General features: G+C 42.4%; 12 protein-coding genes and 3 pseudogenes. 6 read left to right on the forward strand and 9 right to left on the reverse strand.

Annotated features, from left to right (window positions below; all coding sequences use genetic code 11):
* Positions 1 to 154: 154 nt before the first annotated feature.
* From P7F88_RS07895 to rraA, 5 genes and pseudogenes are all read right to left on the reverse strand, one after another.
* On the reverse strand, positions 155 to 1552 hold the full coding sequence (locus tag P7F88_RS07895; RefSeq protein WP_277823465.1) for a methyl-accepting chemotaxis protein: 1398 nt from the start codon (positions 1550 to 1552) through the stop codon (positions 155 to 157).
* A gap of 38 nt (positions 1553 to 1590) precedes the next feature.
* Positions 1591 to 2442, reverse strand: coding sequence for a type 2 periplasmic-binding domain-containing protein (locus tag P7F88_RS07900; RefSeq protein WP_277823467.1), 852 nt, complete (start codon positions 2440 to 2442; stop codon positions 1591 to 1593).
* Between the two features lie 293 nt (positions 2443 to 2735).
* Positions 2736 to 3306 (reverse strand): annotated as a pseudogene (locus tag P7F88_RS07905) (YceI family protein).
* Positions 3303 to 3839 (reverse strand): annotated as a pseudogene (locus P7F88_RS07910) (cytochrome b). Before P7F88_RS07910 ends, P7F88_RS07905 begins: the two co-directional pseudogenes overlap by 4 nt.
* 242 nt (positions 3840 to 4081) lie before the next feature.
* The gene (gene rraA / locus P7F88_RS07915) at positions 4082 to 4582 is read right to left on the reverse strand and encodes a ribonuclease E activity regulator RraA (RefSeq protein WP_277823469.1); all 501 of its coding nucleotides are present in this window, start codon (positions 4580 to 4582) and stop codon (positions 4082 to 4084) included.
* 345 nt (positions 4583 to 4927) lie between these two features.
* Between rraA and glmS the strand changes: the two genes are divergently transcribed.
* From glmS to P7F88_RS07940, 5 genes are all read left to right on the forward strand, one after another.
* Positions 4928 to 5341, forward strand: a complete 414-nt coding sequence (glmS, locus tag P7F88_RS07920) for a methylaspartate mutase subunit S (protein WP_277823471.1) — start codon at positions 4928 to 4930, stop codon at positions 5339 to 5341.
* Positions 5338 to 6702 carry a hypothetical protein gene (locus P7F88_RS07925; protein WP_277823473.1) on the forward strand — a complete coding sequence of 455 codons (1365 nt, stop codon included), beginning with the start codon at positions 5338 to 5340 and terminating at the stop codon, positions 6700 to 6702. The genes glmS and P7F88_RS07925 overlap by 4 nt, the downstream gene beginning before the upstream one ends.
* On the forward strand, positions 6699 to 7904 hold the full coding sequence (locus P7F88_RS07930) for a glutamate mutase L (RefSeq protein ID WP_277823475.1): 1206 nt from the start codon (positions 6699 to 6701) through the stop codon (positions 7902 to 7904). Before P7F88_RS07925 ends, P7F88_RS07930 begins: the two co-directional genes overlap by 4 nt.
* Entirely contained in the window at positions 7895 to 9466 is a 1572-nt protein-coding gene (locus P7F88_RS07935; protein WP_277823477.1) for an AMP-binding protein, read from the forward strand. Before P7F88_RS07930 ends, P7F88_RS07935 begins: the two co-directional genes overlap by 10 nt.
* A gap of 438 nt (positions 9467 to 9904) precedes the next feature.
* Entirely contained in the window at positions 9905 to 11020 is a 1116-nt protein-coding gene (locus P7F88_RS07940) for a carbohydrate porin (protein WP_277823479.1), read from the forward strand.
* 66 nt (positions 11021 to 11086) lie between these two features.
* Here the strand turns inward: P7F88_RS07940 and P7F88_RS07945 are convergent, their stop codons facing one another.
* Together P7F88_RS07945 and P7F88_RS25790 are read right to left on the reverse strand one after the other, a co-directional pair.
* Positions 11087 to 12469, reverse strand: a complete 1383-nt coding sequence (locus P7F88_RS07945) for a peptide MFS transporter (RefSeq protein ID WP_277823481.1) — start codon at positions 12467 to 12469, stop codon at positions 11087 to 11089.
* A 244-nt stretch (positions 12470 to 12713) separates the two neighbouring features.
* Positions 12714 to 15285: pseudogene (locus P7F88_RS25790) on the reverse strand (glycoside hydrolase family 3 protein).
* Positions 15286 to 15387: 102 nt separating this feature from the next.
* On the opposite strand from P7F88_RS25790, the gene P7F88_RS07960 reads away from it, so the two are divergent.
* On the forward strand, positions 15388 to 16287 hold the full coding sequence (locus P7F88_RS07960) for a helix-turn-helix transcriptional regulator (protein ID WP_277823487.1): 900 nt from the start codon (positions 15388 to 15390) through the stop codon (positions 16285 to 16287).
* Between the two features lie 9 nt (positions 16288 to 16296).
* Here P7F88_RS07960 and P7F88_RS07965 read toward each other — a convergent pair whose 3' ends face one another.
* The gene (locus tag P7F88_RS07965) at positions 16297 to 16722 is read right to left on the reverse strand and encodes a hypothetical protein (protein ID WP_277823489.1); all 426 of its coding nucleotides are present in this window, start codon (positions 16720 to 16722) and stop codon (positions 16297 to 16299) included.
* A gap of 10 nt (positions 16723 to 16732) precedes the next feature.
* Complete coding sequence (locus P7F88_RS07970) at positions 16733 to 16951, reverse strand: hypothetical protein (RefSeq protein ID WP_277823491.1); 219 nt, start codon at positions 16949 to 16951, stop codon at positions 16733 to 16735.
* Between the last annotated feature and the right edge of the window lie 278 nt (positions 16952 to 17229).

Consider the following 17229-nt stretch of genomic DNA (forward strand, 5'->3'; position numbering starts at 1 on the left):
AGAAGCCCGCAACTTAGGTGCGGGCTTCTGTTTATTTCTGCAACTTAAACTGTATTTCTACAATTTAAACTTGGATAAGTCGTTCTTAATACTTGAGCTGACACTATCCAGCGAGTTACTCAACTCTCCCACCCTGACCGCGTTAGTTGTGATTTCAGAAGTTAGGGTGTTTATTGATTTCCACTTTCTCACTTACTTCCGCTGTCACAACATTTTGCTCTTCTGTTGCTGTTGCGATATGGGTGTTCATATCGTTGATTTCATTAACATCACGAATGATATCTTCGAGCGCATCAATAGCATCCGCAGACTCTTCAATCGTGTTTGCGAGCGTTTCACTGGTCGCGGACATCAGCTGATTGGCTTCTTCTGATGATGTCTGGAGATCTTTAATAATGCCTTCGATCTCTTGAGTAGAGTCCTGTGTCCTCTGCGCTAGACCTCGTACTTCATCAGCAACCACTGCAAAGCCACGGCCATGCTCGCCTGCACGTGCAGCTTCAATCGCAGCATTCAGAGCAAGCAAGTTAGTTTGTTCTGCAATCTCTTTGATCACAACAAGTACAGTATTGATATGTTCACTTCGGTCTCTCAGCTCACTGATCTTCTTACTGGTGCCCATTAAATCGTCACCAAGTACATAGATCTCATCAACCGTCTTCTTAACGATACCGTGGCCTTTATCCGCTAATTCATTGCAGCTATGGGTCTTATCTGCCGTAGTATTCGCATTGTTAGATACTTCCTGAGTCGTAGAGGACATCTCATTCAGTGCTGTAGCTACCTGCTCTATCTCTTTAAGCTGATCCTGCGTTGCCGCTGCATTCTTTCCTGCTCCACCCTTAATCTCTGAAGCACATACTGCAAGCTCATCTGCCGAGTTTACAATTCTCTGAACCAGGCCATGTAGGTTTGACAAGAAGGTATCAAAGCTCTTAGCTAATCGACCGACTTCATCATCGGATTTAATGTCTAACCTTTGGGTAAGATCCCCACCACCTTGAGCAATTTCAGACATTGCATCGGCAACAATTTCGATCGGTTTAACGACATAACGCCCTAAGATAAACCAGTTTGTTACGCCTAGCGCCAAAAGCACTAGTACAGCTATCAGCATAAACATGGTTCTGGCTGCCGAGAGTGCTCCATCGTTACTGTCGAGGCGATAGGTCACTTCGATCTTACCGACAACCTTCGAACCACCCCAAACGACTTCTTTAGAGTGACTGACTAACTGTGAATCCGCTGGCTTCGCACTGCTTTCTGTCGCTTCCGCAATAAGTTTGTCACGATGATCATAGGCTTTAATCGCGTGGATATAAGGGAATGCTACGAATGAAGTTAAGATATCTCCGGCCAATTCTGAGTCATAAGCAAAAATGGGTTCTTGAAGCACGACCGAAAGCGTATTGTCAGCTTCTACCGCTTGTTTCTCAAAGGCTTCGTCGTAATAGTTGGTCACCAGTTGGTAACTGGCTGTCATTATTACCACCATTACTAACAGTGTAATGGCAGAAAGAAATATCATTGATTTGTATTTAATTGAGTTCATATGTCCCCCCGAGATGAATATCAATCTTAGCTTTGTGTTTATAACTGACTGATATCCAGCCAAAACTCTTTTCTGTCAAAAGGTGTATCCGGATGCATATACGGATTGTCTATTCGAAAAATCTTCCTTCCCCCCATATTGGCTTTTTCCAGAACATCTTTTATTGAAGGGTTATTGAAGAACAGTTCATCAAAACTGCCATCTTTAATCGCCATCTCAAACCCACGATAAATCTTGTCGTACAGTTCGTGATCGCTTTTATTAACATAGAAGAACATCGCAAATGGATAGATCAGCATTAAGTTCTTTTCTACCGTCAGATTAAGCTCTGGTCGGCTCGCTACTTCGGGCCAGGGCTCATGTACCGCGCGAGGGAAGTAATCAAATCGTTCCCCTTCCAGCATTTTGAATAAGTTCGGATACTTAATTGTAGTTAATGTAGGGATACCCGCCGCTTTTAAGACACGCGTGTCTCCCCAGAAAGTTCCCTGCCCCGCATTTAACGTTTTCAGATCATTCAATGAGTTGATATTGTCGAATCGATATTGATCTCCATTCCGAATAATAAAAATTCGATGCCCCAACATTCCCTTTAAGATAGGGATTCTTACAGCCATTAACCTTTCGTCTTTCTCCTGAGCAGCGCCTGCCCACATAACATCCAGGTTACCGGCTTCAACTTCACTAATGTTTCTTGCTTCGTTATCCGTATCATCCACCTGAGTAGTGGTAAGGCTCTTGTCCACTTTACTCAATGCAAGCTCCAGAACACTAAGTGCAAGTGCGTTTCTGGGATCTTTCGCCTCCATTACTCTTATTTCCTGAGCGCTTGCCGGCGAATTGAGGCTTATCACTAACAGCGCGAAAAAGGTACGTTTTAGAAGTTTCATGAACGTTCTCCGAGAGTATTCACTATATTGGTCGTTCTTAATTATTGATGAGAACAGTGGAAATGTAGCTTACTATATTTATAGTTTATCGAAGTGATAATGGTGTGTATAAAATATTCGAATAAACAGCTAATTATGCAGAAGTGTGAACAGAACACACTATTTATGTAACTACTTGCTTAATAAAAAGTTATTGATTCAACGCATATTACAACATAGTGAATATAAGCAAAGCATATAAAAATCCTTCAATAACGAAGGATTTTTAAGGGTTGTTTAGTTGTATGCTAATGCTATTTCCGGATGCCTTCGATATGCAGCTCCATATCTACATAACTAGAAGCACCCATTACAGCAATATCAAAATCTGCTAGTTCTAGCCGGGTTGTACCGACAAAACCGGCGCGATAGCCACCCCAAGGGTCCTGACCTTCACCAATGAAATCTGCATCAATAGTAATTGGCTGTGTTTTACCATGAAGTGTCAGGTCACCCTCTATAGAAAACTTACCATCACCTTTATCCATTACTTTGGTACTTGTGAATTTAGCTTCAGGAAATTTGCTGGCATAGATAAAGTCACCACTACGAATATGCTTATCTCGCTCCGCATGGTTTGTGTCTAAGCTAGACGTATCAACCGTTACGTTGACTTTAGAAGATTCTATGTCATTAGCATCATAAGAAAAATCACCTTCAAAGGTGTTAAAACGTCCTTTGATAAAGCTATAACCCAGGTGGCTAATCTTAAAGTTAATAGAAGCGTGAGCGCCCGAAGAATCAATCGCATAATCTGCTGCTGCTACACCAAATGGCAATGCCATTGAGAATGCGAAGTCCTGTTGTCAGTAAAACCTTTTTCATTTTGCGTTTCCTACCATTTTGCGTAGAGTATTATCTTTATCGATAAAGTGATGCTTTAGTGCTGCTAAAGCGTGTATTGAAGCAAGACCGATAAGAGTAATAGCTACATAATAATGAACCTGCGGCGATATCCGACTGATTGGGGAACAACTCACCTCGCCCCCGGAATTACGAACCAGTTAAATACCTCGATACCTCTACCATCTGATGTAGAGATCAGATAGCCGAGAAAAACAAGATAAACAGAAGAAAGTACATCGCTAGATGCCGGATTTTGCTGCGACCACTTCATAAGGCTTTCCCTCTGTCTTCGGCGCTTTTGTCGCCAGCTTCCAGATTACCCTGAATACCGTTAAGGCCGCTATGATGATACCTACAGATTTATGCCAGTATGGTGCCGTCTTATACCATTCGCTGTAGTAGGTCAGTTCCATCATCCACAGTCCCAGAGCAAACATACCTACAACCGCCAAAGCTGTAATCCAATGCACGATTCTGGAGATCAGGTTGTAGTTGTTTACATTCGAAGTCATGGATTGCTCGTCTCAATTCCTAATTAATATCAACGTTACTTCGTTAAACTGAAATAACAATTGTTCTCGTTTGATGTGATTAATTTAGTAAGAAACAGACAGGGAATAAATAAGTTAAGCGTTGAATGACTATAAACAATTTGTTTTTAATTAAATAGATTTAATATTCACCATATTGATTAATGAGATTTTCACCTGCTAAAACAGAAAAAGCCGAACATAATAATGTTCGGCTCCAAAATTCACATATGGTATTTTGTTCTGTTATACGATTTTTCCTGGGTAATAATTACACCATCGGTATCAGCATAAATATAATCGCCACTTTTAACTTCTATACCACCGAATGATAATGGCACATCTTTCTGCCCTTCCGTTACCGGGATATATTTACGTGAACACGTACCAATAGCATATAAAGCAACAGGGATATCTTTAATTTGGAATGTATCTCTAATATAGCCGTTAACAATAATTCCTGAGTAATTATTATTGTTAGCAAACTTCATCAGGTTTTCACCTACGACTGCGTAGTATTCACGATCAACGTCTACAACGACCACTTTACCTGTGCCGTCTTCGTCACGAAGCACTTTTATCAGCTCCAGGTTGTTCTTATCCAGCTTGACGGTAACCACTTCACCCTGACATTTATCTGCACCACCGTAATTCTTATATCCTGGGCCTAAAACATTAGTTTTTTCTGGGTGATCATCGCAAATATCTGCTGTAAAAAATTCCATATCGAATCCTTATCTCTTTTGTATATCTTCCCTGACGGGATTATCTTTCAATATTTAACCTACTGGGGTCTAAAAATAACCCAAGTATAATCTTTTTACATCTTTTTTTAGTATGGTATGCTCAGTGATACTCAACTGAAAAGATGTCCAGACGCCTGATTTCAAATAAGCAGAATATAGATAACTGCAACACAAAATATCACCGTCAAAAGGCTAATCAGCCATAAAAAATAATTAACACACTTTTTCCAGTTAAGTATGTTGAGTATGTCTCTAACCTCGCCGTTCATGGTCAGCGCCATACTCCACCAGACAGACGCCAAAAATCAGGTAAGTAATAAATTTATGAAAGTAGTGACAGGAGTTGTCGGTAACGATATTCACGTTGTAGCCAACCGACTGATCGAACTCTCCCTCGATGCGCGAGGATATGAGGTGTTCAATTTAGGGGTAAATACCCATCTGGAAGAATTCTTTGATGCAGCAGTAGAAACTGGCGCAGAAGTCCTTCTTATCTCTTCGCTTAATGGTGAGGCAGAAGGCTGGAGCCGTGAGGTTCGTGCGATTAAATCCAAGTATAAAGGCCTTGACGATCTAATCATGATGATTGGAGGCAACCTTACCGTAGGTACCGGAGACCCGGACGAAATCAGCAAAAAATACAAACGGTACGGTTTTGATCTGGTTTGCCATCAGGTCGATCTAAATGTTGGTCTCGATCAACTGGAAGAGTTTATCAAGGAGAGAAACCAAGCATGAGTCTGCTTCAGGAAGAAAGAGAAATCATTTTAAGCAACGAGTACGTTGACGCATTTGATTTCGAAGAGGTGAAAGAATTTGTTGCAGGAGCAAGCAAAGAGCTGTTTATCTCTCACCATTTTAAAAATAAAGAGAAGATGTTAGTGCAGCCACGTGGTGGCTTCCCAACCTATAAGAAACAATTTGCGCTGAATGAATTTTTCGTAAACGCCAATGTTGATGTACTGCCGTTAACTATCGATTCAAACACGCGCCTTAACGACTACGGCACGGCTAAGAAAATGCTGCGCCTTAGTGAAGAGAACGATGTCGACATGCTAAATGGTTACCCACTGGTAAACCATGGCTACCGAACCACGCGAAAAATGGTCACCCACTTTAATAAGCCAGTAAGTCTGCGTCATGGCACGCCAGATGCGCGCCTGCTGATTGAAACCGCTATCGCTTCCGGGATTTTCGAAATTGAAGGCGGTCCTATCACCTATCTGCTGCCTTATTCAAAGAACTTCCCATTGGATAAAGCGTTTATGTACTGGAAGTACGTGGAGCGTGTCTGTGCAAACTACTCAGAACTAAACGAGCCAATTAACCGTGAGTCCTTTGGCCCATTAACAGCGACACTGGTTCCACCATCAATCACCATCGTGATTCAGCTATTAGAGATGCTGCTGGCACTGGAAGAGGGCGTGAAGTCCTTCTCGGTATCTTTCTCTCAGCAAGGTTCAATGAATCAGGACATAGTAACAGGCGCAGTAATCAAGAAACTGGCTCGATACTATGCAGACCAAATTGGTTGTGGTGACGCGGCTATTCATCTGGTGTACCACCAGTGGATGGGTGCCTTCCCTACCGACAAGAGTTTTGCCGAGCAGCTTATCAATATGTCTACCGTTATCGCCTCAATGGTTGGTGCAGACAAGATAATCACTAAGACTCGTGAAGAAGCATCTGGCATCCCGACTAAGGAAGCCAACGCAAAAACTGTTGCCGATACTCAGTACACGTTACGAATTCTGAATGGTCTTCCGGCAATCCGAGATGAAGAGGAAGAAGAGATTCTGACTCAGGAAGTGATGGCGATTATGGAAGCAGTATTTAACGACCCGGCTGACACCTTGTGGCGAAAAGTCTTCAACTGCATTAAGAGCGGCATCATAGACGTACCTTTCTCTCCGCACATCATCAACCATAACAAGATGATCACCATTCGTGATGCAAACAAAAACATCCGAATCATTGAACGTGGCAATGTGCCTATCCCTGATCGCTGCTATGAATACGAACGCGCGAAGTGCGACTTAAACAAAGACACCACCAGCATTGTTAACGACATCATTCACGATATAGGTATTATGCAATGAGCCAGAACCACGACAAACTATTTATAGATATTGGCAGTACCTACTTTAAAGTGAGTAACTCGCAACGTATCGAGCAACATTTCCGCGACTTCAATAAAGATATTCTTGACGATCTGACACAAAAGTGTGGCTCGATTGTCAGCCAGTATGAAAAAGAAGACATCTACGTCTGCTCTTCTGCTAATGGCGGTTTGAGCACGCTGATTATTGGGGTTACTAACTCCTTCTCACTAAAATACGCAACCAACATTGCTTTTAACTCAGGCATCAACATCATTGATACTATTCTGTTCCAGAATATTGAAGAGTACTCGATACCAAGTGACCTGATCGATGTGGTTATCGTGGTTGGAGGCATTAACAGCAACGGCAACATCTTTGATGAGAAACTATTCAACTATCTGGATCAGGTTAGTTATTCCAATATCGTCTACGTGGGCAATGAAATTGATGCCGAATCTGTTGGTTCAAAAATAGAAAATCTGGTTACGCTACCAAACATCATTGATGACCGCCTGCATATTATCGAAGAGCACCTGAAAGAGTACCTGACTAACCTGTACCAGCAGGACATTGAAGGGAAAGAGGACATTAAGAGCCTTTATCAGATCACTTCAAATCAGATCTACTCAACACCTTACATTGTGAATCAGGCGCTGCCGCATGTAGACGCAAGCTATTCTGTAGTCGACCCGTTTATCGTACTGGATATTGGCGGTGCGACAACAGATATCCATTACTCGAAAGATCTTGTGATGAACGAGAATATCGTCACCGAGAACGAGTACGATCGAATGGTGTTCAAGAAGCTTGGTGTATATAAGTCTAAGCAATCTCTTATCTTCGCAGCTAAGAACAACGAGTTTGTATACGAGCTGTTGATGCACCTGAAAGTGACCGAAAATATCTTTGAAGAGACCAGCGATAAAGCGACTAAGATACTGATGCAACTAGCTATCTTTTTGGTACTTTGCAAGATCTCTCACTACAAGAAAGAGTATATTAATCTAAAGTTACTAACGCTGAACTCCATCGTAATTACCGGTGGTATTACTAAAGTACTCTCGATAGAAGAAGTGGAAGATATTATCGCCTTCTTCTATAAGAAGATTCTGACTTCAGATCATAAGCCTGTGACTATCATGGATAGTAACTACGCAATATGGACTCTAGGGGCTAAAGGAAAATTAGAATGTCAATAAACTGTATCCGTATCCTGCTGGAAAACGCCGCGAAAACCCATCCGGACAAAACCGCTGTTATTTATGGCGAAGAGTCGGTGACTTACGCTGAATTGCTGAAAAAAGTAAATCAGGTAGCACTGTATCTGACGGAGCTGGATCTGCCGAAGAATTCTCGTATTGGTATCTATTCGTTTAAGCGAATTGAACAGGTAATCGCTCAACTAGCGATTCTTTCTACCAATTATATTCTGGTTCCGATGACTAAGATGCTGAAACCCGAACAGGTTCAGTACATCATCAAAGACTGTGATATTAAATGTATCATCACGGACAAACTCAAACTTGAAAGCATTGAGGAGATTGAGTTTGGAGGTCACGTCATCTCATACGACTCTGTAAGCAATGAAATCGCAGCGTTTAAAGAGATCTATAAGTACTACAACAAACCTTATGACTGTAATATCAACGGCCACGATTCAGCCTTGATCACCTACTCATTTGGTTTAACCGGCACTCCAAAAGGGATTGTGATTTCGCACCGCAATTTGATCGACTCTGCTCGTGTTGTTTCGCAGTATCTGAAACTTGAACAGAATGACGTTATCTCTGGCGTGCTTTACTTTAACCTGGATTATGGTCTGAACCAGGTGTTCTGTAGCCTATACAAGAAGGCGACTCTGGCGCTGCACCGCTTTATCCTGCCAGAAGACTTCTTCAATCACCTGATTGACGATGAAGTCACGGTTCTGCCGGTAATGCCGGTAAACATCTCTCAGATGTTTGATGATGAAACCACCCGTATACCGAGTGCAGAACTGTTTGACGGTATCAAAACCATCACATCCTCTGGTGGTAACGTGACTGCGAAGATGATCGATGACTGCAAGCGCACTTTCCGTAACGCAGACTTCTTCTCAATGCACGGCCTAACAGAAGCATTCCGTTCAACCTATCTTGATCCTTCACAGTTACAGATAAGACCTACATCGATTGGTAAGCCTATCCCGGATGTAGAGCTTTATGTGATCAACAAGGAAGGCAAAGAGTGTGCGCCACGCGAAGTAGGTGAACTCATCCATCGTGGTGGCTACATCTATAAAGGCTACTGGAATGCACCAGAAGAGACTGCGGAGCGCTTTAAGTCTATATCTATTCTTAAAGACGTTATTGAGCTTGAAGGACAGCTAGTCGATGAAATTGTGGTTGCTACCGGTGACTATGTATATAAAGACGAAGAAGGCTACTTCTACTTCGTATCTCGTCAGGACAACATGATTAAGACCCGTGGCTTCCGTGTATCACCATTCGAGGTAGAGTCAGTGGTTGAGAAAAACATTCCTGATATCGAGCGATGCGCCGTATTTGGTATGGAGAATGAAGCCATTGAAGAAGAGATCGTGATGGTTTACTCCGCCCCTAGCCAAATCCCTGAAGAGGAGATCCTGTTCGAACTGAACAAGCATCTGGCTTCTTACATGATTCCAAGCAAGATAGTGTACAAAAAGCTATTACCTCTGCTTCAGAGCGACAGAAACCGTATCAATAAAGAAGCGTTGAAGAAAGAAATTTCTGGAAGTTAAACTTCCAATACCTATCGCTTAAGTAAAAGCCCGGCAAATTATTCTGCCGGGCTTTTTTATTCACTAGAAAAACACATACAGCGCCATTTCTATTGATGCAACTAATACCTCAAAATCATAAGTTTTGTTTCATTTTTCTTTTCGAGCTCAAAATTTCACAATACTTCAAAATAACAATAAAACATTGTTAAATTTATCTATTTTTACATTCATCTCAATGATTTTAAAGAACTTTTATGTTTTTTATAAAAAAGTGATTTAGCCCTGCAAAACTATTTTTCCAAAATTGTTCCGTGTTCAGAGTTGCGTAATCATTCTTTCCCAGAAATCCGGAACTACTGGCGCTCCTATTAAGATACTCATTAGGAACCTGGTAGTTCCCAAATTTGTATTAACAGCCCTTAGGGCAGAATAATAACTAAATAATCGAGTGTAATAATGAAAAAAGCATTTAACTTATCGATAGCGGCGATTCTGGTATCTTCTGCGATGGCAGCTCATGCAGGTATTAGCATTGTTGATAGCGAAGAAGGCAATTTCTCTATTGGTGGTAACGTAGAGCTAAACTTTAACTATCAGGACCGCGATTCAAACGATAGCGGTAACTCAGAGTTCAACCAGGATGGCCGAGTACTGATTGAGTTTGCTGGTCAGAAGTACTCAGAAAATGGTCACTTTGTTGGCGTAGTAGCACAGCCACTTTTTGAAAGTACCGGTGCTGTTGAAATGGATGATGCTTACTTTGAGTTTGGTAAAGTTGACGGTTGGGCCGTTAAAGCTGGCCGCTTTGAAGCATACGACATGTTCCCAGTAGGCCTTGATGTATTCCTTGAGTACTCCGGTGATACTGCTAACGATCTTTATTCCGATGGTTCTGCCTATACTTACCAATCTAAAGAAGGCCGAGGCCGAGGTTCTGATGGCCAGATCATGTACAACCAGACTTTTGGCAACCTGTATGTAGAAGTTGGTGCTATGTTGGGTGACCGTTCAGGACTGTTTGGCGAAGACCAGAAGTATCACGGTGAAAAAATCACTTCTACCAAAGACGCATTCCTAGTCCGCCCAGTTGTTGCATATCAGATGGGTGACTTTAGTGTCGCTGCATCGGTTGAAACTAACCTGGTATCTGATGCGGTTGTTACTGAAAGCGGAGTAGATATCTCAGATCGTACTGGTTATGGCCTGACTGGTAACTGGACAAGTGGCGACTGGTCTGTAAATGCTAACTTCGCATATATGGATGCGGTTGACGAAAACAATATGTCAGCAGGTCTGAACGCTCTGTACAAAAACTTCGGTGTAGGCTATATCCATGCGACCAACGAGTACGAGAATAAGAAGTTCTCTAACTGGGCTGAGGGCGATGTGGACGTACAAACATGGTATGCATCATATGCATTCAATGATGTACTACAGGTTGAAGACTTCTCTGTTCTGCTAGGTACTTACTACACGACAGTGGACAACAAGCTTAAAGCCAGCCATTCAAACGCTTCGTTCAACGAAGAAGATGACTTTGGTGCACGTATCCGTCTGTTCTACGAGTTTTAATTCTTTCTGGAATAACACGTAAGTAAAACGCTTGCCCTTGCGGACAAGCGTTTTCTCTATTAGGAGTTAAGCAGGTTGTATCTCTGAGCTATGTTCGACTACTGGCGCTGACTTTTCTGCGCCATGCATCCAATAAATCAACTTGTCAGAGAACATAAACAATAGGGTTGCGGAAAATGTTGCCGTAACCGCGATACCACTGAAAATAGAAAATGCGCCAAATTCGCCTACATGAGAGCCAATAAGACCCGCACAGTAGTTTGCTACTGCAGTGAAACCAAACCACACACCCATCATCAGGGAAGCTAAGCGCATCGGAGCCAGCTTAGTCACCATGGATAAACCAATTGGAGAAAGGCAAAGTTCACCAAGGGTATGGAACAGATAAGCCCCTACAAGCCACATCATGGAAGTTTTTATTGTGGTATCACCACCTTGCTCTAGTACAGCGCCAACCATAAACAAGAAACCTACAGCAAGGAACAGTAGCGCCAGAACAAACTTAATTGGAGAGCTTGGCTCTTTGGGACCTAATTTGCTCCAAAAAGCAGCCAGTAACGGTGCGATAGTGATAATAAAGAACGGGTTCAGAGACTGGAACCAGGCCGCTGGTACTTCAAAACCACCAATCATTCTGTCCGTGTATTGTTGCGTATAGATATTCATCAGACCACCAGCCTGTTCGAATCCAGCCCAAAAAACCACGACAAACAAGCCCATCACCATAATCACCTTTAAGCGATCCACTTCTTCTCTAGTAAGCGCGCTTTTTTGATTTTTGGACAAGCCCTGAGCCCGCAATTTGGCAGGTACCGTACCGATCTCTCCTAACCAGGATGGAGCTAATACCATCTGAAGAATAATGCTGATGATCATGCCTACACCCGCACAGAAAAAACCAGCTTTCCAGCCATATGCTGACGTTGCAATACCTGACAAAACACCTGCAAGCAAAGCACCTAGGTTGATACCCATGTAGAAAATAGTGAACGCACCATCACGACGATTATCGCCCTGCTGGTATAAATCCCCCACCATAGTAGAAATATTCGGCTTAAACAGGCCATTACCCAGAATAAGAAATGCTAAACCTAAGTAGAAACTTGTATCAGACTGGATGTAATCATTTACCGGAAGAGCGAGTAGAAACTGGGCAATAGCCATCATTACACCACCAATCATCACGGCTCGCCTTTGACCAAGATAGCAATCGGCAACGTAACCACCAATAAGTGGCGTAATATAAACCAGACCGGTATATATACCGTAAAGATCCAATGCGTCCTTAGTAGACCACCCCATACCACCGTTTTGAGTCACGTCTGTTAAATAAAGCACCAAAATGGCACGCATCGCATAGAAAGAGAATCGCTCCCATAGTTCGGTACTGAACAATAAAATCAGGCCCCGCGGGTGCCCAAAATACTCTTGATTCGGGTTTGTTGTCATTTGTGTTGTGTTTCCATAGTTATATTTTATTGTGAATTAGCCTTATACATTCTCAGGTGATACTAGGACAAATACACCAGGACTATGGAAACAAAAAATCAATTAAACCATTGATTTATAATGAATAAATAACAAAAAAACTGAAGACCATAAATGGAACTTCAGTTTTCGTTATGAACGGAGAAAATCGACAGAATTCTGACAATCCAACAACAAGTTGATAATTAATGGTGTGTGGCAATATCTAGTCAGTATCCCAGCGGATATTCGCTACTACAGTTTTCAGCTCACCCTGGGTGTACAACACAAACTGGGTATCCAGATACCTGAAATCGACACCAACTTCTTTTAGCGTAGACGTTGGTACTTTTACCGTAATAAACCCTTTATCGGACGTAGTCAGTTGAGACGTGATATCAACCTTCGGCAGCTCCGACATTCCTCTAATCTCCGAGGCTCTCTGCAAGCAGATAAAGACAGGTGAGCTAGGCTGAACAGAAACGTTCGCATCGAACGCAATATAACCATTTTCGTTATCGTAGTGGCTCAAATCATCAACACTGCCATCACTTGGCTGAACATAAAGCACACCTTCGCCATTAAACGATATTTCAACAGCATCTTGCTGTTGCTGATAGTTAAATGGTTTAGTCTCGATGGTATCTATCATCAAGCTATTATTTCTGGATACATCCACCCCCATAAGGTGCTCACTGTCAGCCACTTTTAATTGGTAGTCACCAATAGTCGCGTTGATACCATACATATGGGTAGCAAAAGCTGCCGCCTGCTTTCCGGTTAAATCGTCAACATCGAGTAGAAGGTTATCGAGATCTTCGCATTGCTTATTGCTGGTGTAATTTAACCCATAACCGTAAGGAAATAATGGGGCGTGTTCACCATCAGGATCCTGTTCATGACCTGGCAATACGTAGTTTTTGATATGTTCGGGTATTCGATTTACAGTAGCACTGCGTTTTTTGTTCGGCCAGCTATAGGAGAGTCGCCCTTCGAAATCAAAACGTTTATTACCATTACTATCAGCAATAATCAGATCCGTTATTCCTTCACCTTCACTCCCCGGAAGGAATGCCGCAATAAACGCATCCGACTTCGAAATCTCTTCATTGACGTATAAAGGTCGCCCGCTAAAGAAGATAGAAATAACTTTCACCCCGACATCGTGCAGTTTTCTAACCTTATCAACGTCCGACTTATAACTTCTTTTTAAAGAAGCAAACTCCAAAGTTTGCCAGGCTTTAATATCGCCCATCATCTCTGCGTACGGATCTTCTCCAAAAACCACTACCGCAATGTCACCAGACTTTAGTTCTTGAGCAAGATTTGGGTCATAAACTACGTTATCTTTTCCAAGCTCAGCTTCTAACGCCATTTTGACCGTTGTTGCACCAGGGAAGTCATCCAGGCAGTTTTCATCGCCCTGCCAGGTCAAATTCCAGCCACCAGATTGCTTTTGTAAATCATCTGCCGCACTCCCGGTCAGGATAACTTTTTGATTGCGTGGAAGTGGTAATATGTCCTGTTTATTTTTTAGCAACACTAACGACTTGCGCACCGCCTCCTTGCAACTTCCCGGTGTTCTTTTTCCCCAATAAGGATTGGTTCGCTGCCAGCGCTCGCTCTGAAGGGCGCGGCTTATCCCAAAGGCCCGCACGCATTTTCACACGAAGAATACGGATAACAGCATCATCAATCCGGCTTATTGGAATGAGTCCTGACTCAACATCCTCCAACGTTTTCTGATAAACGGCGCGCCAGTGTTTGTGGACGGGAACCATGAGAATATCGTTGCCTGCATTAATCACATAGGTAGCATCGCTGTCAGAACATTTGCTGACTTCTGCGTGACCATGCCAATCAGTCACAATAAGTCCGTCAAAGCCCATTTTTTCTTTGAGCACATCAGTAAGCAGGTACTTACTACCGTGGATTTTGTAGTTATAATCACCTTCCACTTGAGGAGAATGATCGTAGTTAGCTGATTTATCCCAGCTATTAAACGATGACATAACAACCTGTGCACCAGCGTTAAGGCCACTGAAATAGCCCATCGCATGAATATTTCTTAACAGCTCTTCACTGTAGCTATTTACACCGCGATCGATACCCGCAGATGTACCGCCATCTCCTACCCAATGCTTCACATTCGATATGACATGGTGCTCGCCTTTTAACTCTTCCTGAGTGCCCTGAAGCCCTTTTACTACCTCTGAAGAATAAGCGTATACAATCTCCGGGTCTTCAGAGTAACCTTCATAAACGCGCCCCCAGCGAAGATCTCTTGGTGTCGCTACTGTAGGAGCAAATGTCCAGTCGAGTCCGGTTGCGGCTATTTCAATAGCGGTAATACGGCCTATGTTTCGGATAAGCTCAGGATCTCTTGCACACCCCAGTCCGATATTGTGTGGAAATACAGTCGCCCCAAAAACGTTATTGTGACCATGCACCGCATCTGTCGCCCACATAAACGGAATTCGAAATGGTCTCTCTTCAAATGCCTTTTCTGTCGCCAGCCAAAACTCGTCGGCTTTTTCCACCCAATCTTTCGTCATGGAACGTTTGTTCTCGTTTGGCCATGCTCCGCCACCGTTAAGAATCGAACCAATCTTAAATTCAATGATCTCTTGTGCAGAAATACCTCTAAGGTCAGGCTGAATCATCTGCCCCACCTTCTCTTGAATCGTCATCTGACTCACGATTTCCACTATCGCAGACTCAATCGCATCGTCTTTCGCAATAGCTGATTCTATTTTCGGCCAGTCAGAGTAGTAAGGTGTTTTAAATTCTGAGCTCATTTTTGGTCCCATAACAAATTTTATTCGGTTTATAGATACATCCTACGGTTAACTCTGGTGATTTTCTGCTAGCATTACGACATAAATAAGGAAAATTACGACATGACCACCACATTTTCGCTAGAACCTCACCTTAAACATCCGCATATCCGTTTCGCGTTGATTTGGGGGGATCACGCTGAAGACTTCCCCACGCACAAACATGATTTTGCAGAACTATTTATCGTTACCAGTGGGACAGCAATACACGTGGTTGGTGATTTCCGCTACCCCATAAATTCTGGTGATGTGTTTGTAATCCATGGCGAAACCGAGCACGCGTTTATCGAGGTTGATAATCTGGAGCTGATTAACCTTATGTACGACCACTCTTCACCGATATTCGAATCTCCAGAATTGAAGTTGATTCCTGGCTATCAGGCACTGTTCAACATCGATCCTATTGCTCGTCAGAAATCCGATTACTCTTCAAAGCTCACTCTGGATGCAGTACAAACCAAAATAGTTTTATCCCTGCTTAAGAATATAGAAGACGAATATACAAACGCCCCACCCGGTTTTGAGACAATGCTGAAATCGCTGCTCAGTCAGTTTGTTGTTACCCTAGCGCGCTTCTATCAGGGCGAAGAAATAAAAACAAATTGTTCAACCCTGGTGTTAAGCCGGGCGCTGGTATTCATTGAACAACAGTACAGAAACTGCGAACTCAAAACTGAAGACATTGCGAAGTCAGCATTTATTGGTATACGACAATTAGAAAGGTTGTTTAAAAGCTACCTTCAGGTTTCTCCTAATCAGTATCTTCGTAGCCTTAGAATCAAATACGCGGAAAAACTATTATTGTCAGAAACGACTCTGAGTATTCAAACCATCGCAGATGAAGCAGGTTTTACCGATAGCAACTACTTTGCGAAGTGCTTTAAGGAAAAGAATGAGTTAAGCCCCAGAGAATTCAGGAAACAGCACTTATACTCGAGTAACCTCAGAGTAAAGGATAGCTGATTTTTTCAGTTACTCGGATAGCTTTTGAATCTTGAGTGAATACCTTGAGGTTTCAGGGTAAGACCAGGTAAAAACATCAACCCAAGTTGTTTCATCGACTATCGTGACCAGGTTACCATCCGGTGTGTTTCTAAATTCGAAACCATCACCACCAATCCCGTAACTAAAACTATCATCTGTGGATTCAAAATTAATCAGAAATTCGTCACCAAAAAAGCCGAGAACCTGATAGTGGTTTTCGTGCTCGCCACCCACAATATCTTCCATGATAAAAAGTGATGCCGGGTCACTGACGTTAATATAGTAATAATCATGCGTGACCACTTTTGAATGTCGCAGTATCTGAGTGTTTGGCTCAACAGGCTTGGATGAACATCCCGTGAGTACAACACTGGAAGTTAGAAGTACTATTGGCGTAAAAAGGTGGCTTTTCATGACAAAGTTTTTAAAGGTGAATATCAGGCACATTGACCCAATGATGCTCTACCTTATCCCACATTAAAACCTTTCCATCAGAATACATGAACCTGTGCTCATTATTACATTCATCCGTACACTTAACCTGAATTTGATTTGGAATGGCTTGCAGTAATTGGAGGCTATTAGGGTGAAAATGGGTAATAGAAGATATTTGCTCTAACGCTTCCTTAACCTGGTATCTCATCAGACATATTCCTTAAACGATATCGATTAAGTTAGTGTAATAAAATTGTCATATATAAGTAAAACGTTAATAAGCAAAATATGATGAAACAATAAGCAACCAGACACTAAGGTTGCTTATTGCATGCTCAATTATACTCAAGTGACCTCAAGGTGCAGGATTCAGAGCTGCATCAGAAGTGTTAGTTTAAGGAAAATATTGGTAGGAATGGCATTCCCTTTCAAAAATATTTGACGAAGAAATCACACTTCTGATGAGCTCCCGAAGGGCGAGTTTTA

This window comes from Vibrio hannami (assembly GCF_029589055.1).
GTDB classification, from domain to species: Bacteria; Pseudomonadota; Gammaproteobacteria; order Enterobacterales; family Vibrionaceae; genus Vibrio; species Vibrio hannami.